Genomic DNA, 21,653 nt, shown 5'->3' on the forward strand with positions numbered 1-21,653 from the left:
AAGGACGGGGGCTTCCGCTTCTCGCTGCTCGGCATGAGATGCGTGTACGTCCGGAGCGTGAAGCCCGGATCATGGTGGCCCAGGTATTCGGATAGGGCCTTGATGCTCTCTCCGGCGTCCAGGAGGACGGAGGCGTAGAAGTGCCTCAGCGCGTGCATTCCGCTCGCCCGGCCGGGAGGGACGTTCGCCGCATCGAGAGCCGGGCGCCAGGCACCACGGTTGAAGTCGTTGCGGTTGACCGGACGGCCCTGGTCCCGGTGGAAGATCAGCGATGCCGTGACCGGTGCGCCGTCGACAGCCCGCCAAGGCAGCGTCACTTCGGCCGGCGAATGCTCGCTGATGTGCTTCTCGACCGACCGGGCGACGCTTTCGGGCAGGGGAACCGTGCGTGTCTTGGCTCCTTTTGGCGGCGCGAACACCGGCCGGTTACGGATGAGCTTGACCTGCCGTACGACGTGAATCACACCCTCGATGAAGTCCACGTCTTCGACCGCCAGTCCCAGGACCTCACCCTGACGCAGGCCGCATCCCCCAGCCAGGTCCACCATGGCCCGGTACTGCTACGGCAGTGCCGAACGCACCGCCAGAACGCGCTCGCGAGGCCAGGGGACGATGCGGCGGGGGTCGAGCTTCGGCGCCCGCACGGACGACGACCGGCACGGGTTCTCTGGGATGAGACGGTCATCCACGGCCGCCGTCAGCATGGTGGAGAGGTTCGCGAAGATCACCCGCTGATAGGCGGGGGCCACTCCCCCGTCATGCAGCTTCCGCAACCACTCACTCATGTGCGTCGGCCGTAGCGAGCCCAGCGTACGGCTGCCGAGGTACGGCAGGACGTGCAGGCGAATCCGCTGCTCGGTGCCCACGAAGGTGCCGGGGTCCATGGTGAGGGACGCAAGCCACCGTTCGGCGTGCTGGCGCACGGTGAGGCGACCGGCCTGCGGGTCGATGTACTGCCCGCGCGCCATGTCCGCCTCGACCTGCGAGAGCCACTGCTCGGCGAGCCGCTTCTGACGGTCGGGGAAGCTCTTGGACTTCTCGGTGCCGTCCGGGCCCACGTAGCGAGCGCGGTAGCGCATCCCCGTGCCGTACCGGTCGGTCTTGACCTTGCGCGTCTTGCCGTCCGAACCGACCTCGGCCTTGTACCAGCGGTCTTGGATGTGTCCGGCCATCAGGCAGCGGCCCCCTTGAGCTGGGACTCCACCCAAGTGCGTACGTCGTCCGGGTCGAAGCGCAAGTGCCGGCCGACCCGGAAACCACGCGGACCGGTGTGTTTACGGCGCCACTGATAGACCGTCTCGACGCTGGGCAGCTCGAACATCTCCACCAGGTCGTCAGGAGTCAGGAACCGTGTGGGCAGGGCACGCGGTGCGGGGGTCACTTCCGCCGAGGCGCGGCGTCGGTCAGCCATGCGTGGGTTCTCCTTCCGTACCGGGGCGGGTTCGAGTGAAGCGGCGAGCCAGGATTCGGCGTTGCTGAGGCCGGTTCCGGCGAACACCCAGTGGGCGAGGACGAGCGTGGTTTCGCCGTCCTGCGGGACGGCCGGAGCCGCTTGGGCGGGGCGCCAGTCGGCGCGGGCGTCGCGGAGAGCGCCGAGGGTGGTGGAGTAGCGGCGGGACTTGGTGGAGAAGTGACCGCGGAAGCCGAGCATGTGGGCCCACGACCGAAGCCGGAGGTCTGCTAACTCAGGGCGAGCGCCGAGGGACCAGGCAGTTCGGATCATGCGCCGGGCGTGGTCGCTGAGCCGGGCCTGGGCCAGCTCGGCGAGGAAGCGGATCGGGCGGTCCAGAGTGCCGGTCGCCGTCTCGGCGCCTTTGGTGGCGTACTTGGCGATGTACGCCGCTACGGCTCGCTCGGTCAGCTCCTGGCCGTCGTCGAAGTCGGCGGAGCGGATGGTGCGGACATCGAGCTGTCGGCCGAAGACGAAGCCGTGTGCCCGGCCGTCGATCTCCGGTCCGTCCACGCGCGCCGCGGTGGCGGCGGCTCGGATTGCGTCGGTGAGCAGTTCGGCTGACGCCCAGGCTGGGGGTGCGGTCTCTCCGCCTTCCGGGCCGTCGAGGCGGATGACCGCGTGGAAGTGGACCGCGCCCCGCTTTTGGTACTCGGCCACCTTCGCGAACGAGATCCGTGCGTGATCGGGGAACGCGCGTTGGGTGAGGCCCGCGCGCTTGGCGACCTCCCGTCGGAGGTAGATCGAGAAGCGCCGCCAGAGAGCACCGGCGTGGGCGTTCCAGAGAACGGCCGCTTCGTAGTCGTACCTGTCCGGATCGAGCGGAGTGCCCAGGGCGGGATCCTGCTCGTCGTGGCGAATGCCGCATCGGCAGTTCCGACCGCCAGAGGGACGGTTGTGGACCGGCCCGAAGCTCGGGGCGGTGAAGGTGGCGAAGACGCGCGGATGGCTCGCCACGTGTTCCGACGTACCCTTGCCGCCGCGGCCAGCGGTGATCAAGTGGTAGGTGTCGCGGCGGTAGGTCTCGGCGCAGGCCGCGCACCGGGTCGCGCGGCGGTTGTTGCATCGGACGAGCAGCTGTCCGGCGGGGAGAGTGGTGGAGTCGAGGTGGTTGAGGACGTTGCCGATCTCGCCGGTTGCCGTGTCGACTTCGTATTCGGTGCGGTGGCCGTCGAGGCGGACGGGGTGGGTGCAGCCGCCCAGACCGGAGAGTTGGTGGGCCAGCTCCGGCATGGTGCCGAGGGAGGCCAGCATGGAGAGTTCCGCCAGCGGGGGCAGAGTCTGCCGGGTGATGATGGGACTTCCTTTCTGCTGTTCCGACGGTTGGGAGGGGCGGCCCCGGGGCGGCGGGATGCTTGGCGGCTTGTTGCCGCCCCGGTGGCCGGTCAGCGCTTGTTGGCGCCGTTGAGCAGGGAGCGCAGGACTACGGCGGCGATGGCTACCGACACGGCCGATATGGCGACAGCCGCCAGGAGCGCGGTGAGTACGACGCCGACGACGACCACGGCGGCGACCGCGCCCGCGTAGGGAGTCAGCGACCGGCCTGCGGAGGGAACCGGAGCCTGCCTCTGCGGAAGGACGGTCGGTGTCGTCGGCAAGGTCGGAACGTCGGGGAGCCTGGGGCGAAACATGGCGAGCCTCCTTGTCACTTGTGGGTGCCATTGATGACGCCGACCCCTGAGCGGGTGCCGGAGTCGGTGGCCGGGGCGAGGAAGGTGTGCGAGAGCCAGAAGCCGAACAACGCGATCACGACGGCGACCCAGAGGCGGATACCGAGGAACTTGATCGCGGCCCAGGCGATGACGCCCAGGAAGAAGACGAGCGGCAGCGAGACGGTCACGGATTCTCCTCAGCGGACGGCACAGCGGTGGGTACGGGCGGCCAGTTCGGCGGCGGCGCGGCTGTCGTAGTCCGTGGAGAAGCCGCAGCGCGGGGCCGTGCAGGCGGCGGCGTGCTTCTCGCGGCCCCGGCCGTCGTAGTACGTGGCGACCTGAACGGGACCGATCCGGACGACGTTGCGGAAGCGGCGGTTGGCAGGCATCAGCGGGTCTCCTCGTCGTTCTCGCCGGTGAAGTCGGTGACGTGGTCGGCCAGCCAGCGCAAGATCTCGTCGCCCTCGTAACTGTCGGCGGCGAGGATCACCGGTTCGGCGATCAGCACGGCTTCGGTGGGGAGTGTCCAATAGACGGCGGATCCGATGATCAAGGAGACGCCTGAATGAGCGAGACCATCACTCAGCACGGGGCCGCGGAGGAGCCGGTAGTCGAGTCGGCCGCGGAGGCAGTGTCGGACGAGCAGTTGATCGCGATGCTGGTCGACCGCGCCCGATCTGACGGCCTCCAGCTGACAGGTGAGGGTGGGCTGTTGCAGCAGCTGACCAAGCGGGTGCTCGAGTCCGCCCTGGAGGGCGAGATCACCGATCACGTCGGCTATGACAAGCACGACGCGGCGGGCCGAGGCAGCGGCAACAGCCGGAACGGCACTCGGTCGAAGACGGTGCTGACCGACGTTGGCCCGGTCGAGGTGAGGGTGCCCCGTGACAGGCCGGCACCTTCGAGCCGCAGATCGTCCGCAAGCGGCAGCGGCGCCTGACCGGTGTCGACGAGATGGTGCTCTCACTGTCCGCGAAGGGCCTCACCCACGGGGAGATATCGGCTCATCTGGCCGAGGTGTACGGAGCGGAGGTCTCCAAGCAGACCATCACGACGATCACGGACAAGGTGGTGGAGGGCATGGCGGAATGGCAGGCCCGCCCGTTGGACCGTGTCTATCCGGTCGTCTTCGTGGACGCCATCAACGTAAAGATTCGCGACGGCAAGGTCGCTAACCGTCCCATCTACGTGGCTATGGCGGTCACGGTCGAGGGCACTCGCGACATCCTGGGGATCTGGGCTGGCGACGGCGGTGAGGGCGCCAAGCACTGGCTCCAGGTCTTTACAGAGCTGAAGAATCGGGGAGTTGAAGATGTCCTGATGCTGGTCTGCGATGGGCTGAAGGGTCTACCGGACGCGGTCGAGACAGTCTGGCCGCGAACTGTCGTGCAGACGTGCATCGTTCACTTGATTCGCAACAGTATCCGTTACTGCGCCCGCCAGGACTGGGACAAACTCGCCAAGGACCTTCGCCCCGTCTACACCGCGCCGAGCGAGGCCACCGCGACCGAGCGGTTCCTGGAGTTCTCCGAGAAGTGGGCGCCAAGTATCCGGCCGTGATCAAGCTGTGGTCTGACGCCTGGGCCGAGATGGTGCCCTTCCTCTCCTTCGACGTCGAGATCCGCAAGGTGATCTGCAGCACGAACGCAATTGAGAGCGTGAACGCCCGCATCCGCAAGGCCGTGAGGGCCCGCGGCCACTTCCCTTCGGAAGCTGCCGCGTTGAAGTGCGTCTATATGGCGCTGATGAGCCTCGACCCGACTGGCAAGGGACGGCGCCGCTGGACGATGCGCTGGAAGGCACCGCTGAACGCCTTCCAGATCGCCTTCGAAGGACGACTCACCCCCACCACCAGCAACTGACCCTCAACCAACCAAGATCAGCCGTTGATTGGACACACCCCATCACGCAGACGGCTTGACTCAGCCCGAGGCCACAAAGCCTGCAGCGTGGTGGAGACCGGTGGGGGTGCAGCGAGGCACACGCGCGCGTGATCGGTCGGCGTGCCCGCCGTCGTGGCTGACTTTCGTCGGCTGAGGCACAAACGATCTCCGAGACGAGGTGCCGCCCGCACTGGTGGGGGCGGCCCATGACCTTGACTCGTTCATTGAAACTCCCGGCCAAAATCACTCTGCCGGCCTTTGGTACTCGACGACGGCGCTGCGTGGGCCATTCTCATCTGGACTGGACGCCGGTCTGAGCCGAGCAGGCGGATGTGCCGGTGGCTGTCGGGCGGGCCGGTAGGGGGTTCAGTGGTGTGCAGACGGGTGTGGCGGCTCCGATGAGTTCGACCAGGCCATTGCCGCCGGTGGGTGGGATGATCTTGGACCAGTTGTTGGCCAGCCAGACGTTGCCGGACTGGTCGAGCTGGACGGCGGTGAGGTGTTGGATGGACTTGCTGCGGTAGCCGTCGGGCGGTGACAGTACGGAGCCGGTGGAGGAGCCGGGCGGGCAGGCACTGGTGTTCACGCCGCACAGGACGGAGACGGTGGGGGCGCCGAAGCCAGCCACCCAGACGTGGTCGGACCCGTCGATGGCGACGGACCAGGGGGCGATGGCCGTGGGGAGTTTGTGTACACCTGTGACCTTTCCGTCGGGCCCGAGTTCGGTGACCGAGTTGCTGACGAAGCTCGGCACCCACACGTTGTTCTTGGAGTCGACGGCGAGGGCGAGGGGCCAGTCGAATGAGGCGTCCTTGATGGGCGAGAACGAGGTCGGCTTGAAGTCGGGTCCGATGACGGTGACGCTGCCGCCTACGTGGCCCTTGAGTACGCGTGTGTCGAGGTGTTTCGCCCCGTTGAAGCGGGCGTTGGAGACCCAGGCCCGGCCGTAGCCGTCGATCTGAAGGGAGAACGGGTGGTCGAGTCCGCCGCCGGTGATGGTGATCGCTTTGGAGGGGTCACCGTGAGGGTAGACGATCAGGCTTCCCTTGCCAGGGTTGCCCTTGAGGCCGTAGAAGTTCGCGATCCAGATGTTGCCCCTCTGGTCGACCGCGGTGCCCTGGGGGTGGTTCAGGTCACCGTTCTTGAATCCCGTGCTGGGCGACAACGGCTTCCCGGACGGCGAGTATTTCGCCATTGCGTCCCCGGCGTAGCTGGGCACCCAGACGAAGCCCTGGTGGTCGATGGCGAGGCCCCAGGCGCCCGCCTTCATGCCGCCGCCGCTGATGGGGCTGTTGAAAATGGGACTGCCCACGGGGTCCTGCACGGTGACGTAGGGGCTAGGGTTTCGTGTTCCGGGCAGCCAGTTGTTGGCGGCCCAGATGTTGCCCTTGGCGTCGACGGCGATCCGGCCGGGGGCGTAGACCTTCGGAGCGGTGTAGTGCAGCGCCAGGACCCAGGCCGCCGGGGCAGCGGTGAGCGCGGGGCTGTAGGTGTGTGCCTGTCCGGCCAGGGCGTACAGCTTGCGTGTGGCCAGTCTCGGGTTTATGGCGAGGTTGGCCACCGCTTGAGTCGTGTCACCCGGTGTGCTGCCGCCCTGCGGCGTGGCCAGTTGCAGCATGTCGTTGCAATGCCCGGTGTTCGCTCCCGGCGCGCAGAGCGAGATGAGGTTCGCAAGGGTGCCGAGGGTGGCCAGAGTGTCGTTCTTGCTGCCGTTGTTCTGATCGGTGACGACCTTGCCGGGCTTACCCGTTGCCGGGTCGGCGAGACTGTAGGACGTGGCTGCGGCGTTCTCCAAGCCGGGGCTAGGCCCGGTGACGCCACGCTGGTCGGTGAACTGGGCCAATGCGTACGCGGCGGCGACGGTGGTGAATTCATTGACCGTGACAGCGGACTCGGAGCGCTGCGCGACGCCGCCTCCAGGGCCGAACCCCACGACGGAGCGCATACGCAACGACCGGTCCCCGGCGGGCGCGGCTTCAACGTAGAGCACAGGGCCCGTACGCCGGCTGGGCCGAATCTGGAAGGCTCCGTTGGTGTCTGTCGTGGCGCGCCCCAGTGTCCGCGCGCCTTGCCGGTCTCCGGCGAAGAGGGTGACGGTGGCGTGGGACAGCGGCTTTCCCGCGCTGGTGACTGTTCCGTGCAACGGGGCCGGTGTGCTGGAGGGCGTGGCTGCGGGCAGTCCCGCCAGGGCCAGGGCCATGGTGGCCGATGCGGCAAGGGCGGTGCCCGAGCGGCGCCGGCAGAGCTTGGTCTGCCCAACACCACGCGAGTATCGCCCTGTTGCTCCGTGGGAGTGAACAGTGGGGGGAAGCAAGATCGGGGCCTTTCGTCGTGTCGCACGGTGCAGAACGTCCGCCCGCAGGCCGGAAGTCTGACGTGACGACGGTCTTGCCGAGCGTTCGCCGGGAGGACGCGCTGTCGATGGCTGGCACTCCGTGTGATCGCGATCAGGGTTTCGGCGCAATCGGCCCTATGCATCGCCGCTATTCGGGTAACGCAGTGTGAACCATCCGATCTTGCGGCCGGACAGCCAGATCAGCCCCAAATACAGGTGGGGGCCGACCTGGCGGATCTCATCGCGCACGCTCCCGAACACCAGAGACGTGTTGGAGTAGTCGATGACGATGCACTCTTGGTCATCCAGAAGGCTCGGGCCGGGAGCGACCATGGCGACGATGGACAGAATGTCCATCGGTGTGAGCCGGTTGCTGAGGTAGCCGTCCGGGCTGAAAACCTTGCCCCGCCACGCGAACAGATGCATCAGGGTGGCGAGCAGCCACGCTCCCCCAGGCCCTGCATCGGGGAAGATCGCCCGGCCTTCCATCGGGCCTTTGGGGATCTCACCGGCCGGACTCCTGCGAAACAACTCCTCAAGCCGCTGATCATCGGTCCTGAGCAGTTCAGCCTCTGTAGTCATCACGACCTTCCTCGGCCCGGCAACCCCTGTGGCCGTGGACTGGTTTGCGAGCAACCGGTCCGCCAGGCACACTCAGTGATCGACTGCTCGGGACGCGCCCAACGACGAAACCAGCGCAAGCAGCGGGGAAGACGCTAGGAATACGTGACGATGACCAGTCCAGCCGAATGATCACCATTCTGCTTGTTATGCCGCTGTTCCCTCCATCGTGAACCCTTTCGACGCGGCTCACCACCGCTGGCAGCGGCTGTGATGTGCACGCTGGTGCATGGCATACGCCGTACGCTGGGCCCGCCTTTCGCGCAGTAGCGAAGTAACCACCTCGACCGGCCGTGGCCCTATCTGCCCCCGTTGACTGCACGACCAGTGTCTAGCCGTCCGGCCGAGAGTTTGGGACGGACAGGTCGTGCCAGACGCATGCCAGATCGTGCGGGGAATCACGGGGAACACCAGGAAGTCAACGGGTTCGCCCGACAGACGTCGGCACTCTTCCGCCCAGGTCAGTCGATGCGCTACCTGACAGAGGACTTCATCGTCGGGGCCCTGAAGCGAGGTCGGCCGGTGGAGCAATTCCTTGGTCCGGTCGGTGCTCCAGGTCGGCTCGGCGTCAGCTACGTCGAGGTCCGCCCAGCGAAGGCGTCATACGAGGTCTACGTCCATGCCGTCGAGGACGTCGGGCATGAGGGGTTCCTTGACCTGGGCGAGTTTCCACCGCTCGACGCCGACCCGGACGCGGAAGAGTTCGGTCGACTTGTTGCCGTGGCCGAGGACCCGTCGAACGCACTGGCCGCTGCCGAGCAGGCGACGGGCGCAGGGCGGGGACGGTGGGTCAACGAGAACATCGTCCAAGACGAATACGGCGACTTCGTTCGGGCGGGCCGGCCTTTGGACCAGTCCCCTCATGGGCACCCTTGGCCACGTCGTGGAGCACGCGGCTGAGGACCCAGTCACCGAACCGCGGGCATTGGGACCCGAGGCACAGGGAGAGCAGCAGTGAGTGTCTAACTGCGTGACAACGCCCACGAACAACGGCGGACAAGCGCGGACGCTTGAGGACCATCAGCGCAGGTGAGCGACACACCAGCCCAAGGCACAGCCCCCACCCAAGTTGCTTCGGAACGAAGAGGTCGTGCCACCAGCTCCCGGTGACCCCGGCCGAAGCAGCCGATATCAGAGCTCGATGAGAATGTCTCCGCCATGGAGACGCCCAGTGCCCCGGACAGCGGGGACGACGAGCACGCCGTGATCGCCCACTTCCGGCTTGCCGCTGACGGTTTCGGCGACGCCGACCAGCGAGAGCAGGTCTACGCCGCTGAGGAGGTGATGGCCGCAGCGATCGATGAGGCCGGGGTCGGGGAGTTCGACGGCAACGAGTTCGGCGCGGGCGAGGCCGTCCTCTACGCCTACGGACCGGATGGAGACGCTCTCTTCAAAGTCATGGAGCCGACGCTGCGCGGTCTGCCGTTCCGGCCGGCACACGTTGTCGTCAGCCGAGGCGCCAGTGCGTCCCGCATGGAGCTATAAGCCCGCGAGACAGCTACGAAGACGGTCCACGGTCCGGCGAAGCCGGGGCCGTCTCTGGGCCGTCCGAGGTCACCCGACGCCGACCACCAACGACAGAAGCCCACGGCATCCGAGCAGCTCAGAGCCGTGGGCTTCTTCTGTCCCGCTGGTCAGCGGAACCGCTGATTAATAGACCGGCTTGTGGGGTTCGATCTGGTTGACCCAGCCGATGACGCCGCCGCCCACGTGGACGGCGTCGGCGAAGCCGGCGGACTTCAGAACCGCGAGGACTTCCGCACTGCGGACACCCGTCTTGCAATGCAAGACGATCTTCTTGTCCTGCGGGAGGCCCTCCAGAGCGCTGCCCATGAGGAACTCGTTCTTCGGGATCAGCTTGGCGCCCGGGATGGAGACGATCTCGTACTCGTTCTGCTCGCGGACGTCGATGATCTCGATGTTCTCGCCGTCGTCGATCCACTCCTTGAGCTGCTTGGGAGTGATCGTCGAACCAGCGGCCGCCTCCTGGGCCTCCTCGGAGACGACGCCGCAGAAGGCCTCGTAGTCGATGAGTTCGGTGACGGTCGGGTTCTCGCCGCAGACGGCGCAGTCGGGGTCCTTGCGGACCTTGACCGTGCGGTACTGCATCTCCAGGGCGTCGTAGATCATCAGGCGGCCGACCAGCGGCTCGCCGATGCCCGCGAGGAGCTTGATGGCCTCGTTGACCTGGATGGAGCCGATGGACGCGCACAGCACGCCGAGAACGCCGCCCTCGGCGCAGGAGGGGACCATGCCGGGGGGCGGGGGCTCCGGGTAGAGGCAGCGGTAGCAGGGGCCGTGCTCGGACCAGAAGACCGAGGCCTGGCCGTCGAAGCGGTAGATCGAGCCCCACACGTACGGCTTGTTCAGCAGCACGCAGGCGTCGTTGACCAGGTAGCGGGTCGCGAAGTTGTCGGTGCCGTCGACGATCAGGTCGTACTGGCTGAAGATGTCCATCACGTTGTCGGCCTCGAGCCGCTCCTCGTGAAGGATCACGTTCACGTACGGGTTGATGCCCTTGACGGTGTCACGGGCGGACTCGGCCTTGGAGCGGCCGATGTCGGCCTGGCTGTGGATGATCTGGCGCTGCAGGTTCGACTCGTCGACCTCGTCGAACTCCACGATGCCGAGGGTGCCCACGCCCGCGGCGGCCAGGTACATCAGCGCGGGCGAGCCCAGGCCGCCGGCGCCGACGCACAGCACCTTGGCGTTCTTCAGCCGCTTCTGCCCGTCCATGCCCACGTCGGGGATGATCAGGTGGCGGGAGTACCGGCGAACCTCGTCTACGGTGAGCTCATCAGCTGGCTCGACCAGGGGTGGCAGCGACACGGGGACTCCGTTGGTCGGTCAATCACTACGGTTGTTCTCCCGTAACACTGCCACGGCCTTCTTCATTCCGAGACACCTGTTCCGATGCGCGAGACGATGTCGTCCCAGTAGCCGGGCATGGTCTCCCAGGGGTCGGCGCGGCCGCCGCGGTCCGTGCGGTCGGTGAAGTAGATCGTCGCGGCTCCCTGCCAGCGGGCGATGCGCAGCGCCTCGTCCAGGTGGCCGCGGGGTACGCCGTGCACGAAGTGGCAGAAGCGGTCCGGCGGATAGTCGGCGGTCCACTCGGCGGCCTGCGACCAGCGGTAGCCGGACCAGGGGCCGCGGAAGGTCACCAGCTGGTCGGCGTTCTCCGCGTAGCCCGGGTGCGGGTGGCTGCCGTGGCCGAGGACGATGTGGGCGGAGTCACTGATCGCCCGGAGTGTGGTGACCGCACGGCGGACATCGGGGAGCGCGGTGCGCTCTGCGGGGCAGCGGTCCAGCAGGAAGCCGTCGACCCGGTACCAGTCGAGGTGGCGGTGGGCGTCGGAGAGCAGGTCGCCGAAGGCACGGGCGCCGTACGCGAGGTCCAGGTGGCCGAGGACGCGGACGCCGGCACCCCGCAGCCGGCCCGCGGCTTCCAGGCAGTGCGGGTCCGGGCGGGTGCCGGGGCCGGCGGCCACGTTGAGGACCACCCAGTCCAGCGGGGTGCCCGGGCGGGCGAGTGCGGCCCACTGGGCGGGGGCGACGAGCGGGTGGGCGAAACCGGGGACACCGAGCGCGGTGCGCAGGCCGGTGCTCGTGGCGCCCGCCGGGGTGCTGGTCAGATGCGGCATGCCGCCTCCATCCAGATGTCGGCCAGGGATTCTTCGAGGTTGATGCGGGGCCGCCAGCCGAGCCGGTCCCGCGCGGTGCGCACGTCGGCCTGCTGCCAGCTGCCGCAGCCGTCCGGGTACGGGTAGGCGACCGGGGCCGCGTGGTCGGAGTCGGTGCGGGGGTGGCCGATGGCGCTGCGCAGCGGCCCGGGCGGGGCGTCGAGTTCGTGCAGGGCGCCGCCGTATCCGGCGACCCGGGCGAGTACGGCGGCGGCGTCGCGGAGGCGGACGGCGCGGCCGGAGCCGATGTTGATGACGCCCTGCGCGGCGGAGAGCGAGGCGGCGTGCACGGCGCGCGCGACATCGCGTACGTCGATGAAGTCGCGCTGGACGCCGAGCCCGCCGAGTTTGAGTTCGCCGTCGCCGGACTGCATGGCTCGGCGCATGGCCTCGGCGAGGCGGCCCAGCGGCGAGCCGGCCGGGGTGCCGGGGCCGGCCGGGGAGAAGACGCGCAGCACGACGGCGTCCAGGCCCGAGCCGAGGACCAGTTCGGTCGCGGCGAGCTTGCTGACGCCGTACGGGCCGCCGGGGCGGGGCACCGCGTCCTCGGCCGTCGAGGAGCCCGGCTGGCTGGGGCCGTACTCCGAGCCGCAGCCGATCTGCACCAGCCGGGCGCCGCAGCCGCTGCGGCGCAGGGCCTCGCAGACGGTGGCGACGGCGACGGTGTTGTGCCGGGTGAGTTCGCGGGCGCCGCCGCGGGTGGCGCCCGCGCAGTTGACGACGACGCCGGGATGGACCGCGTCGAGGAAGCGGGTGAGAGCGCCCGGGCTGCCGGTGGCGAGGTCGAAGCGGACGTCGGCGTCGTCGCCGCGGCCGAGCGCGGTGAGCTGGACGGCCGGGTCGGCGAGCAGGCGGTCGGCGACGAAGCGGCCGATGTATCCGTTGGCTCCGATCAGCAGGACCCTCATCGTGCGGCTCCCGGGGTGTGCGCGCCGGCGGAGCCTGCCACGGCGAAGGCTCCCGTCGCTGCGGGCGCTCCGGCTGTTCCGGTGGCTCCGGACGCTCCGGGTCGGGAGGTGGTCATCTGGTGTTCTCCTTCAGAGGGGTGGCGCGGACGCCTGCGGTGGCGGGCCGGGCGTGTGCGGCCGCCGCCCGGGGCGGTCACGCGCTCCGGGCGGGGGGTCGGGGCCTGCGGCCGGGCCGATGGCGGAAGGTTCACTCGGGGGCTCCCGTGGGCGCGTGGGCCGAGGCCCGGGTGAGGGTGCGGCCGGCGTGGACCAGCAGGGCCAGGGCCGCGCAGCCGCAGGCCAGGGCCGGTACGGCGGCGGTGCCCCAGGCGTTCACGAGCGTGCGGACGGGGACCGCCAGGACGGCGCAGCCGGGCAGCCGGCCGGCCAGCGGCAGGGCGAGGGCCGCCGCCTCCGTGGCCACCGCGGCGCCCAGCGCGAGGGCCGGGGCGTGCCGGTGGTGGTGTACGGCGAGCAGCCGGGCGAGCAGGAGCAGCGTGCCCAGGGTGAGGGCCTGCGGGTAGGCCGCGGGCTCCTGCAGGAGCCCGCCGCACAGCAACAGCAGTGCGGTGAGCGCGCCCAGGAACAGGGTGAACGTGCCGAACAGCAGCGGTGTGGCGGCGGCCGTGAAGTCCTGCAGGCCTCGGCTGCCGGCCAGCCTGCGGCGGGCGCCCGTGCTGAGCAGGTGGGCGCACCAGGCCGCCGGGGCGCAGGCCAGCGTGAGGGCCAGGGCGGGTGCGATGGCCGTGGGCCATGGGCCGTCCGGCGCGCCGGTCGGCAGGGCATCGGGGCCGCCCGTCAGGACGGCGTCGAGGAGGCCGTCGCCGAAGAGGGCGTACCCAAGCAGCCAGAGGGTCCACGCGCGCGTGCCGGTGCCCGTGCGCCACGCGCGCGCTGCGCCACGGCCCGCCAGCGGGCCGTGGCGCAGCAGCGCGCGTGACGAGGGCGAGGGCGAGGACACCGGCGAGGGCGACGAGGAGGCGGAGGTGTCCCTCGGTGAGGCGCAGTCCGGCGGTGGTGGCCGCGCCGAGCGCACCGGGCAGGAGGGCGAGCAGGACCCGGTCGGCCCGTACGCGGGGTACGGGCGGGGGCCCCGGCTCGGGGCACTCCTCGCCGCTGCCGCGCGGCACGCGCGCGTACAACTCCTCGGCCAGCGAGAAGACATCACGATGCCGGAACCGGGCCGCGGCCCGGTCGGTGATGCCGTGCGCCTCCAGCCCGGCGGCGATCTCCAACGGGTCCACCGCCCGCTCGCACAGCGCACGGTGCCGGTGCAGCAGGGCCTTCACGGGGTCGGCGGCACCGCGCCGGGGCGCGGTGCGCACCGGTGAGCCGGGGGCGCTCACGGGGGCCGAAGCCGCCGCGGGTCCACGCCTGTGGGGCGCGGCCCCGGTCCACGGTTCGGCGCCGCTGGGCATGCGGGGCCGGTCGGATCCGCCGAACCCGTCTTCGCCGCCGTGGTGGTCGTCGTCCTGTGCGTCCATCACGCCCCCTCCGCCGCCGCCAGTGGTGTCGCGCGCACCGGTGCGGTCGTGGCCCAGCCGGGGACGGTCCGGGGCAGGACACGGGCCGTGGGGCCGGTCCAGCGGCCGGGGACGCGGGATTCGGCGGGCGCGGCGAACGGCAGCGGTTCGCCGGCCGCGTCGAGGACCACCCGCCGGACCGGGCAGTGCGAAACGATCTGCAGGTAAATGCTGTGAAATGCCGAGACGTTCTGCTCGACGGTGAACAGCTCGAGCGCGCGGGCGCGCGCGGCGGCACCGAGGCGCTCACGGCGCTCGGGGTCGTGCAGCAGCGCCACGCACGCCTCGGCGAGCGCCCGTGGATTGCGCGGGGGCACGACGAGCCCGGTGCCGCCGATGACCTCCACCACCGCGCCGACGTCCGTGGACACCGTGGCCCGGCCGCAGAGCATGGCCTCGACGAGGCCGATGGGGAAACCCTCCACCACGCTGGACAGCACGACCACCGCGCCGGCGGCGTACGCGTCGGGCAGGGCCGGGGCCTCGGGGCCGCCGATCTCCTCGAAGGAGACCGGATTGTCGCCGACGGCGTGCGCACCGTCCGCCTCGTCCGGGAAGAGCTGTGCGGCAAGGGCCCGGCAGTGGCCGAGGTAGGCCGCGCCCTCGGGGCCGAAGGGCGCGCCGACGATTCTGAGGCGCGCCTTGGGCTCCTCCTTGCGGACCTCGGCGAAGGCGTGCAGCAGCGAGATCAGGTCCTTGGCGGGCTCGACGCGCCCGACCCACACCAGGGTGTCGGGGTCGGCGCGGTCGGGGGACTCGCCGACCTCCGCGAAACGGGCGGCGTCCATGCCCGGGTGGACCGTGCGGATCCTGGCCCGGTCGGCGCCGCACCGTTCCTGCCAGCGGCGGGCGTGCGCGTTGCCGGGTGTGAGGATCTCGGCGCGGCGGTAGACCTCGGCGGCGAGCCGGCCGTGGAAGGCCGCCAGGAGCGCTCGCACGGCGGGTGCGGCGGCGTCGGGGCCGAGGGCCAGGTAGTGCGAGCGCAGTTGCACGCCGTACTCGGTGACGAGCAGGGGTACGCCGCAGAAGTGCCGGGCGAGCAGCCCGGGGAGGGCGGCGGGGCCGCCGGCGGTGGCGTGGCTGAGGTCGGCCGCGCCGAGGCCGTCGTCGCCGTACCAGTCGAGGGAGAGGGGGCGCAGGGTGCGTTCGAGGTGCGCGGTGACGGTGAGCAGGTCGGGGACGCGCGCCTCGTGCGCCGTGCGCAGCGCGCCGGGAGCGCGGCAGGCGCGTTCCAGGGCGCGTACGGCGGCGTCCGAGCGCAGGGCACCGGCCAGTCCGCCCTTTTCGCGGGCGAGTTCCGCGAGTCCGTACAGCGCGCTGCCGAAACGGTCCGCCAGATCGGCGGACCCTGCCCCGGCCCCGTCTCCCGACGCGCCGTCGCGCGCGCTGCCGATGCCCTGGGCGGCTCCGGCGCACACCGCCGCGACCAGCTCCCCGTAGCACTCGGTGAAGCGCCGGCGCGCGCGTCGGCCGTACCCGGTCGCGTCGTCCCCGGCCGTCCACAGCGGCGCCGTACGCACCCGGCTCACCTGCGGCGGGAGCGGGACCCAGCCCTCTTCCTCCTGGCGCCGGCTGCGGCTGAGCGCGTAGATGTCGAACTCGTGCTGCTCGAGCCCGCGCACGAGCCGGTCGCACCACAGTCCGGCGTCACCGCTCACATACGGGTAGCCACCCTCCGTAAGCAGTCCGATGCGCACGTGTGCACCCCCGATCTCCCTTCTGGGGAGCCGCCGTTGTCCCGGCGGCTCGCAGCGGGACGAACGTAAGCGGACAAGGCGGTGGCGCGACGGACGGTTGTCCATCGCGCCACCAAAAGGGGTGAACGGTCGTAACTTTCGCGTGCGGGTCGCGTTCCGTCGCGCTATGAGTTCAGAGCGTCATCCGTCATGCGCGAAACGTTACGCCACGGCCGGTTCGCGCCGGGCCGCGCGGCGCCGGGCCGCCAGCTCCGGGTCGAGCGCGGGGACGGCGGCCAGGAGCTGCCGGGTGTACGGCTCACGCGGACTGTCGTACACCTCGTCGGCGGGCCCGTACTCGACGACCCGGCCGCGGCGCATCACCGCGACCCGGTCGCTGACCTGCCGTACGACGGCGAGGTCGTGGGCGATGAAGACCAGCGCGAGGCCGAGTTCCCGCTGCAACTCGCCGAGCAGGCCGACCACCTGGGCCTGTGTGGTGACGTCGAGTGCGGAGACGGGCTCGTCGCAGACGATGACGCGCGGCTCGGCGGCGAGCGCCCGGGCGATGCCGATGCGCTGGCGCTGGCCGCCGCTGAACTCGTGCGGGTAGCGGTCGTAGTGCGCCCTTTCGAGCCCCACGCGCTCCAGCAGTTCCGCCACGCGCCCCCGGACGCGCTCCTCGTCGCGTTCGCCGCGCGCGCGGAGCGGGCCGGCGATGGACTCGCCCACGCTGCGGCGGGGGTTGAGCGAGGAGACCGGGTCCTGGAAGACCATCTGGACGGCCGGGTTCACCGCCGTGTGCGGACGGCTCTCGTAGCGGATCTCGCCCGCCGTCGGCTCCAGCAGCCCGACCAGCATCCGGCCGAGCGTGGTCTTGCCGCTGCCGCTCTCGCCGACCACGCCCAGGGTCTCGCCGCGCCGGACGGCCAGCGAGACGTCGTCCACGGCCGCGAACGCCCGCTTGCCGCGCCCGAACTCGCGCCGCACCCCGGTGGCCTCCAGCACGACCTCGTCGCTGGCCCGGGAGCCGCTGCGGCGCGCGTCCACGCGCGGGACGGCGTCGAGGAGTTCGCGGGTGTACGTCTCGGCGGGCGCGGCGAGGACGGTGCCGACGGGGCCGTGCTCGACGGCCCTGCCGTGCCGCATGACGAGGATGTCGTCCACGCTCTCGGCGGCGACGCCCACGTCATGGGTGACGAGCAGCAGGCCCATGCCGGTCTCCTCGCGCAGTGTGTGCAGCAGGTCGAGGATCTGGGCCTGGACGGTGACGTCGAGGGCGGTGGTCGGCTCGTCGGCGATCAGCAGGTCCGGCTCGCAGGCGAGGGCCATGGCGATCAGGGCGCGCTGGCGCATGCCGCCGCTGAACTCGTGCGGCCGGGACCGGGAGCGCCGTACCGCGTCCGGAATTCCAACTCGCTCCAGCACCTCCACGGCACGCGCGCGTGCGGTGCGGCGCGACACGCGCGTGTGCACGCGATGGACCTCGGCGATCTGGTCGCCGATCGCGTAGTACGGGTCGAGCGAGGACAGCGGGTCCTGGAAGACCATGGCGGCCTTGGCGCCGCGCAGCCGCCGCAGTTCCTCGTCGGAGGCGTCCTGGACGTCGGTGCCGGCCACGCGGACCGAGCCGGCGACCCGCGCCCCGGTGCCCCGGTGCAGGCCCAGCAGGGCGCCCGCGACCGTGGACTTGCCGGAGCCGGACTCGCCGACGAGGGCGAGGGCGGCGCCCTTCGCCAGGCTGAAGGACAGCCCGTCCACGGCCCGCAGGGAGCCGAACTCGACGGTCAGGTCCGTCACTTCCACCAGGCTCATGCGAGCACCACCCGTCGGTCGGCCACCGCGTACAGCACATCCGCGACGGCATTGGCGAGGACCACGAAGAAGCCGATGACCAGCACCATGCCGACGACCACCGGCAGGTCCACGACCTTCACCGCGTGCACCAGCTCCTGGCCGACGCCGGGCAGGCCGAAAAGGGTCTCGGTGAGGACGGCACCGCCGACGGCCGAGCCGAAGGTGACGGCGTTGAGCGCGATGACGGACGCGGTCGCGCCGCGCAGCGCGTGCCGGACGATCACCGCGCGTTCGCCGACGCCGTACGCGCGGAAGGTGCGGATGTGGTCCTCGGCGAGGGTCTCCAGCATCGACGCCCGGGTCAGCCGGGCGAAGCCCGCCGCCTCGATGAGGGCGAGGGAGAGCCAGGGCAGCAGCAGGTTCCACGCCCACTGCTCGGGGTCGTCGGTGAAGTTCACGTACTGCGGGAAGGGCAGCAGCTGCAGCTCGCCGCAGACGACGACCATCAGGATCAGGCCGATGACGAAGACGGGCGTGGCCGTGCCCGCCAGCGTGACCGCGGTCAGGGCGCGCTCGCTGAGCCGGCCGCGCCGCCAGGCGGACAGCACACCGGTGCCGACGCCGAGCACCAGCCAGATCACCATCGCGCCGAGCACCAGCGAGAAGCTCACCGGGAGCTTGGTCAGGATGATGTCGGTGACCTGCTGGCCGTTCTGGTACGACTCCCCGAGGCAGGGCGCCGGGCAGTGCTCCACGCCGGTGCCGGTCGAGAAGTCCTGCCCGGCGAGGACGCCCTGCAGGAAATGCCAGTAGCGCACGTACAGCGGGTCGTCGAGGTGCAGTTGCTGGGCGACCTGGTGGACCTGCTCCGGGGAGCAGCGCGGGCCGCAGGTGATCTGGGCGACGTTGCCGGGGGTGACGTAGAAGACGACGTAGATGATCACCGAGAGCACGAACAGGGTGACCACGGCGCCGACGACACGGCGCAGGACGAAGCCCGTGAGGCCGCTCATGCCCGGTCCTCCTTCTTCGGTACGGCCGTCTTCGCTAGGGCCGTCTTCGGTACGGCCGTCCCGGCGCGGGCCTCCCGTTTGCGGCCGGTGCCGACGCGCAGGCGTGAGGCCGCGCGCGGGTCGAGGGCGACGCGGACGCCGTCACCGAGGACGGTCAGCGCGAGCACGGTCACGAACAGGGCGGCGGCGGGCAGCAGCAGGTACTGCGGGGCGGCCTGGTACCAGACGTCGGCGGAGGTGAGCATCTGTCCCCACGAGGGCGTCGGCGGCTTCACACCGACGCCGAGGAAGGACAGGGCCGCCTCGGTGCTGATGTTCGTCGGGATCAGCAGCGCCGAGTACGTGATGACGGGCGCGGCCAGGCCCGGGAGGAGTTCGCGTACCGCGGTGCGCCACGTGCTCCAGCCGCTGAGCCGGGAGGCGGCGACGTAGTCGAGGTTCTTGAGGGTCAGGGTCTGGGCGCGCACCATCTTCGCCGTCGTGCTCCAGCCGGAGACCAGCGAGATGATCAGGGCGACGAGGACGGGCCGCGGGAAGCCGTTCGGGACGACGGCGAGCAGCGCGAGCGCCATGATCATCAGCGGCATCGAGAGGAAGACGTCGGTGATCCGGCTCAGGACCAGGTCGGCCCAGCGGTTGCCCAGGCCGGACGCCACACCCATGGCGGCACCGAGGACCACCTGGAGGATCGTGGCCGCGAGCGCGACCCCCAGCGACACCCGCGCCCCGTAGACGAGCCGGGCGAGCATGTCGCGTCCGGTCTGCGGTTCGACGCCCAGCCAGTGGTCGGCGCTCATTCCGCCGAAGGAGCCGATGGGCACGCCCCCGCGCGCGGAGTCGATCAGCAAGGGGTGGTACGTGGTGGGGTCCTGGCCCTCCAGGGCGGTGAGCAGCGGCGCGCCGAGCGCGACCAGGACGAGCAGCGCGACGACGGCCGCGGCGACCAGGGCGGCGCGCTGCGCCCGCAGCCGCCGCCAGAACTGACGGGCCCCCGAGGCCGCCGGGACGGACGCTTCCGCCCCGGCGGTCTCGACGGCGACAAGTGCCTCGCTCACGACGCTACTTCACCGCGACCTGGGAGATGTCGAGGACACCGGTCCAGTCGCTGATGACGATGTTCTTGACGTCCTTGCCGTACAGGCGCTTGTAGACCGGGTGGAACAGCGGCACGACGAGGGCCTGCGCACCGATCTTCTTGTCCAGTGCACCCCACCGCTTGGCAGCGGCGTCAAGGTCGGTCAACTTGTTGATCGCGTCAATCTCGTCATTGACCGACTTGTCATTGAGCAGGCCCGTGTTGAAGTTCGCGCCGTCCTTGACGATCTGCCGGCCGTCGAAGATCGGGGCGAGGAAGGGACCGCCGGAGGGCCAGTCGGCACCCCAGTGCGCGAGGAAGAAGCCGGGCTCGGTCTTCACGCTGTGGATCGTGTCCCGGTAGTCGTTGTCCTCCAGGCCCTGCAGCTTGACCGTGATGCCGGCCTTCTTGAGCGCGTCCTGGACGGCGGTCGCGATCTCCGGGCTGGTCTCGAAGTCCTTGGCGTTGGAGTGGGTCAGCGTGATGGTGAGCCCGTTCTGGTAACCGGCCTGTGCGAGCAGCTCCTTGGCCTTGGCCGGGTTGCCGGACGCGCCCGCCGGGAACGGGTCGTACGGCGTGTAGCCGAAGGACTTCTGGTCGGGCAGGAAGGTGGTGGCGGGCTCGGCGAGCGCGCTGCCGCCGGCCGCGTTGACCACCGAGGAGCGGTCGACGGCGTACGCGATCGCCTGGCGCACCTTGGGGTTGTCGAACGGCTTCACGGTCGGGTTGAACGCGATGTAGTTCGTGTAGCCGAAGTGGCCGGTGCCCACCCGCGCGGCGAGGTCCTTGTCGCCGCTGACCTTGGCGAGTTCGGCCGGGCCGAGGTTGGTGTCCGTGGTGACGGCCGCGGCGTCCGCTCCCTGAGACGCGGACAGCCGCTGGTTGATCACGGAGGAGTCGAGGCCGGAGCGGACGTCGACGGTGTCCGGGTACGCGTTCCGCTGGTCGTCGGCGGACCAGTACGTGTTGCGCTCCAGCAGCAGGTGCTCGCCGTCGTTCTCGTTCTTGACGACCTTGTAGGGGCCGGAGGAGACCGGGTGCTGCTCGTACTTCGTGCCGGTGTCCTTGCTCTTGGGTACCGGCGTGAACTGCGTCTGCGTGGCGAGGAACGGGAACTCCCCCTCGGGCTTGTCGAGATGGAAGACGATGGTCCGGGCGTCCGGCGTCTCGATCGCCGAGAGCCCCTTCTTGTCCTTGTACGGCCCCTGGTAGCCGGCCGCGCCGACCAGCCAGTCCCGCAGGTAGGGGGCGCCGCCGGACAGCTCAGGGGCGAAGGAGCGCTCGATGCCGTACTTGATGTCGGCCGAGGTGATCGGCGTGCCGTCCTCGTACTTGAGGCCCTTCTTCAGGGTGTACGTCCACACGGTCGCGTCCTTGTTGGGGCGCCCGGTGTCGGTGGCGAGGTCGGGGACGACCTTGGCGCCGGCCGCGCCGTTCTCACGGTTGCGCGTGGTGAGGGTGCGGAAGACCAGCGAGGGGACGTTGCCGCCGCCGGAGGTGTAGAGGCGGGCGGGGTCGAAGTCGGTCTGCGGCTCGGAGTTCAGCACCGTGAGGGTGCCGCCCTTGTGGGGCGTGGAGTCGCCACCGGAGCCCGCATCGCTGTCCTTCGGGCCGCAGGCGGCGGCGCCCGCTGCCACGACCAGGCTGACGGATGCCGCTGCCACGCGGCGCGCTATGACGGACGGTTGACGCATCGGAATGACGACCTCTCGGAGGACTGATCGAGGATTTCTCGAAGAGTGAGACATGCGGACGAGGAGTGAGACGGCTGCGAGCAGACGTCGGCCCCGGCGTCGGGTCGTCGAAAAGCCCGCGACAGAGTCACGGACGCAGAAGGAAAGAAGAATCGCGACGCGAACGCCCGGGAGGCGGCGTCAGCGACAGTGGATGTCGGCCACGCAGATTGCGGTCACGCCGATGAGCGCCAGCTCGATGGCGGCGCTCCCACGGACGGCATGACTAGACCACATGCGCAGAAATATGAACGACCTCGCGGCTCAT

General features: G+C 70.3%; 18 protein-coding genes and 4 pseudogenes. 2 read left to right on the plus strand and 20 right to left on the minus strand.

All coding sequences use genetic code 11. The annotated features are described in order from the left end of the window. Positions 1-14: 14 nt before the first annotated feature. The 7 genes and pseudogenes from A6P39_RS16395 to A6P39_RS16425 form a co-directional block, all read right to left on the minus strand. A pseudogene (locus A6P39_RS16395) lies at positions 15-1,172 on the minus strand (tyrosine-type recombinase/integrase); the annotation flags it as partial. Then, positions 1,172-1,411 carry a helix-turn-helix transcriptional regulator gene (locus tag A6P39_RS16400; protein ID WP_067038643.1) on the minus strand — a complete coding sequence of 80 codons (240 nt, stop codon included), beginning with the start codon at positions 1,409-1,411 and terminating at the stop codon, positions 1,172-1,174. The pseudogene A6P39_RS16395 and the gene A6P39_RS16400, both read right to left, overlap by 1 nt. Next, positions 1,404-2,704, minus strand: a pseudogene (locus A6P39_RS16405) (replication initiator). The gene A6P39_RS16400 and the pseudogene A6P39_RS16405 overlap by 8 nt, the downstream one beginning before the upstream one ends. Positions 2,705-2,835: 131 nt before the next feature. Beyond that, positions 2,836-3,081 (minus strand): SpdD protein, encoded by a 246-nt coding sequence (locus A6P39_RS16410; RefSeq protein ID WP_067038645.1) that lies wholly within the window; start codon positions 3,079-3,081, stop codon positions 2,836-2,838. A 14-nt stretch (positions 3,082-3,095) separates the two neighbouring features. Continuing rightward, a complete protein-coding gene (locus A6P39_RS16415; protein WP_067038647.1) occupies positions 3,096-3,290 on the minus strand; it encodes a hypothetical protein in 195 nt (64 codons plus the stop codon). Positions 3,291-3,299: 9 nt separating this feature from the next. After that, the gene (locus tag A6P39_RS16420; RefSeq protein WP_067038649.1) at positions 3,300-3,491 is read right to left on the minus strand and encodes a mobile element transfer protein; all 192 of its coding nucleotides are present in this window, start codon (positions 3,489-3,491) and stop codon (positions 3,300-3,302) included. Next, complete coding sequence (locus A6P39_RS16425) at positions 3,491-3,655, minus strand: hypothetical protein (protein WP_159395903.1); 165 nt, start codon at positions 3,653-3,655, stop codon at positions 3,491-3,493. Before A6P39_RS16425 ends, A6P39_RS16420 begins: the two co-directional genes overlap by 1 nt. A 102-nt stretch (positions 3,656-3,757) precedes the next feature. On the opposite strand from A6P39_RS16425, the pseudogene A6P39_RS16435 reads away from it, so the two are divergent. After that, positions 3,758-4,964, plus strand: a pseudogene (locus A6P39_RS16435) (IS256 family transposase). A gap of 313 nt (positions 4,965-5,277) precedes the next feature. On the opposite strand, the gene A6P39_RS16440 reads toward A6P39_RS16435, so the two are convergent. The 3 genes from A6P39_RS16440 to A6P39_RS16450 form a co-directional block, all read right to left on the minus strand. Beyond that, positions 5,278-7,185 (minus strand): hypothetical protein, encoded by a 1,908-nt coding sequence (locus A6P39_RS16440; protein WP_067038653.1) that lies wholly within the window; start codon positions 7,183-7,185, stop codon positions 5,278-5,280. Positions 7,186-7,455: 270 nt separating this feature from the next. Continuing rightward, positions 7,456-7,902, minus strand: coding sequence for a hypothetical protein (locus tag A6P39_RS16445; protein ID WP_067038655.1), 447 nt, complete (start codon positions 7,900-7,902; stop codon positions 7,456-7,458). A 639-nt stretch (positions 7,903-8,541) separates the two neighbouring features. Continuing rightward, a complete protein-coding gene (locus A6P39_RS16450) occupies positions 8,542-8,751 on the minus strand; it encodes a hypothetical protein (RefSeq protein WP_159395904.1) in 210 nt (69 codons plus the stop codon). Between the two features lie 348 nt (positions 8,752-9,099). On the opposite strand from A6P39_RS16450, the gene A6P39_RS16455 reads away from it, so the two are divergent. Then, the gene (locus A6P39_RS16455; RefSeq protein WP_234378656.1) at positions 9,100-9,426 is read left to right on the plus strand and encodes a hypothetical protein; all 327 of its coding nucleotides are present in this window, start codon (positions 9,100-9,102) and stop codon (positions 9,424-9,426) included. Positions 9,427-9,591: 165 nt separating this feature from the next. On the opposite strand, the gene moeZ is transcribed toward A6P39_RS16455, so the two are convergent. The 10 genes and pseudogenes from moeZ to A6P39_RS16505 all read right to left on the minus strand — a co-directional run bounded on the left by moeZ (position 9,592) and on the right by A6P39_RS16505 (position 21,622). Then, the gene (gene moeZ, locus A6P39_RS16460; protein WP_067038662.1) at positions 9,592-10,770 is read right to left on the minus strand and encodes an adenylyltransferase/sulfurtransferase MoeZ; all 1,179 of its coding nucleotides are present in this window, start codon (positions 10,768-10,770) and stop codon (positions 9,592-9,594) included. A 62-nt stretch (positions 10,771-10,832) separates the two neighbouring features. Next, positions 10,833-11,582, minus strand: a complete 750-nt coding sequence (locus A6P39_RS16465) for a spherulation-specific family 4 protein (RefSeq protein WP_067038664.1) — start codon at positions 11,580-11,582, stop codon at positions 10,833-10,835. Further along, positions 11,570-12,529 (minus strand): NAD-dependent epimerase/dehydratase family protein, encoded by a 960-nt coding sequence (locus tag A6P39_RS16470; protein ID WP_067038666.1) that lies wholly within the window; start codon positions 12,527-12,529, stop codon positions 11,570-11,572. Before A6P39_RS16470 ends, A6P39_RS16465 begins: the two co-directional genes overlap by 13 nt. A 247-nt stretch (positions 12,530-12,776) precedes the next feature. Then, positions 12,777-13,857, minus strand: a pseudogene (locus A6P39_RS16475) (hypothetical protein). Between the two features lie 194 nt (positions 13,858-14,051). After that, complete coding sequence (locus A6P39_RS16480) at positions 14,052-15,749, minus strand: glycosyltransferase (RefSeq protein ID WP_067038772.1); 1,698 nt, start codon at positions 15,747-15,749, stop codon at positions 14,052-14,054. Between the two features lie 240 nt (positions 15,750-15,989). Continuing rightward, positions 15,990-17,582 carry a dipeptide ABC transporter ATP-binding protein gene (locus A6P39_RS16485; RefSeq protein WP_067038668.1) on the minus strand — a complete coding sequence of 531 codons (1,593 nt, stop codon included), beginning with the start codon at positions 17,580-17,582 and terminating at the stop codon, positions 15,990-15,992. Then, a complete protein-coding gene (locus tag A6P39_RS16490) occupies positions 17,579-18,577 on the minus strand; it encodes an ABC transporter permease (RefSeq protein ID WP_067038670.1) in 999 nt (332 codons plus the stop codon). Before A6P39_RS16490 ends, A6P39_RS16485 begins: the two co-directional genes overlap by 4 nt. Next, entirely contained in the window at positions 18,574-19,632 is a 1,059-nt protein-coding gene (locus A6P39_RS16495) for an ABC transporter permease (RefSeq protein ID WP_067038672.1), read from the minus strand. Before A6P39_RS16495 ends, A6P39_RS16490 begins: the two co-directional genes overlap by 4 nt. Before the next feature lie 4 nt (positions 19,633-19,636). Then, entirely contained in the window at positions 19,637-21,346 is a 1,710-nt protein-coding gene (locus tag A6P39_RS16500; RefSeq protein ID WP_067038674.1) for an ABC transporter substrate-binding protein, read from the minus strand. Positions 21,347-21,526: 180 nt separating this feature from the next. Continuing rightward, on the minus strand, positions 21,527-21,622 hold the full coding sequence (locus A6P39_RS16505; RefSeq protein WP_331454133.1) for an Ms4533A family Cys-rich leader peptide: 96 nt from the start codon (positions 21,620-21,622) through the stop codon (positions 21,527-21,529). Positions 21,623-21,653 lie beyond the last annotated feature (31 nt).

Origin of the sequence: Streptomyces sp. FXJ1.172 (genome assembly GCF_001636945.3) — a bacterium.
Lineage (GTDB): Bacteria > Actinomycetota > Actinomycetes > Streptomycetales > Streptomycetaceae > Streptomyces.

Coding starts and splice junctions, on each gene's coding strand:
- A6P39_RS16400 (WP_067038643.1), bottom strand. CDS start 1,411: ATGGCTGACCGACGCCGCGCCTCGGCGGAAGTGACCCCCGCACCGCGT.
- A6P39_RS16410 (WP_067038645.1), bottom strand. CDS start 3,081: ATGTTTCGCCCCAGGCTCCCCGACGTTCCGACCTTGCCGACGACACCG.
- A6P39_RS16420 (WP_067038649.1), bottom strand. CDS start 3,491: ATGCCTGCCAACCGCCGCTTCCGCAACGTCGTCCGGATCGGTCCCGTT.
- A6P39_RS16440 (WP_067038653.1), bottom strand. CDS start 7,185: ATGGCCCTGGCCCTGGCGGGACTGCCCGCAGCCACGCCCTCCAGCACA.
- A6P39_RS16445 (WP_067038655.1), bottom strand. CDS start 7,902: ATGACTACAGAGGCTGAACTGCTCAGGACCGATGATCAGCGGCTTGAG.
- A6P39_RS16455 (WP_234378656.1), top strand. CDS start 9,100: ATGGAGACGCCCAGTGCCCCGGACAGCGGGGACGACGAGCACGCCGTG.
- A6P39_RS16465 (WP_067038664.1), bottom strand. CDS start 11,582: ATGCCGCATCTGACCAGCACCCCGGCGGGCGCCACGAGCACCGGCCTG.
- A6P39_RS16470 (WP_067038666.1), bottom strand. CDS start 12,529: ATGAGGGTCCTGCTGATCGGAGCCAACGGATACATCGGCCGCTTCGTC.
- A6P39_RS16485 (WP_067038668.1), bottom strand. CDS start 17,582: ATGAGCCTGGTGGAAGTGACGGACCTGACCGTCGAGTTCGGCTCCCTG.
- A6P39_RS16490 (WP_067038670.1), bottom strand. CDS start 18,577: ATGAGCGGCCTCACGGGCTTCGTCCTGCGCCGTGTCGTCGGCGCCGTG.
- A6P39_RS16500 (WP_067038674.1), bottom strand. CDS start 21,346: ATGCGTCAACCGTCCGTCATAGCGCGCCGCGTGGCAGCGGCATCCGTC.
- A6P39_RS16505 (WP_331454133.1), bottom strand. CDS start 21,622: ATGTGGTCTAGTCATGCCGTCCGTGGGAGCGCCGCCATCGAGCTGGCG.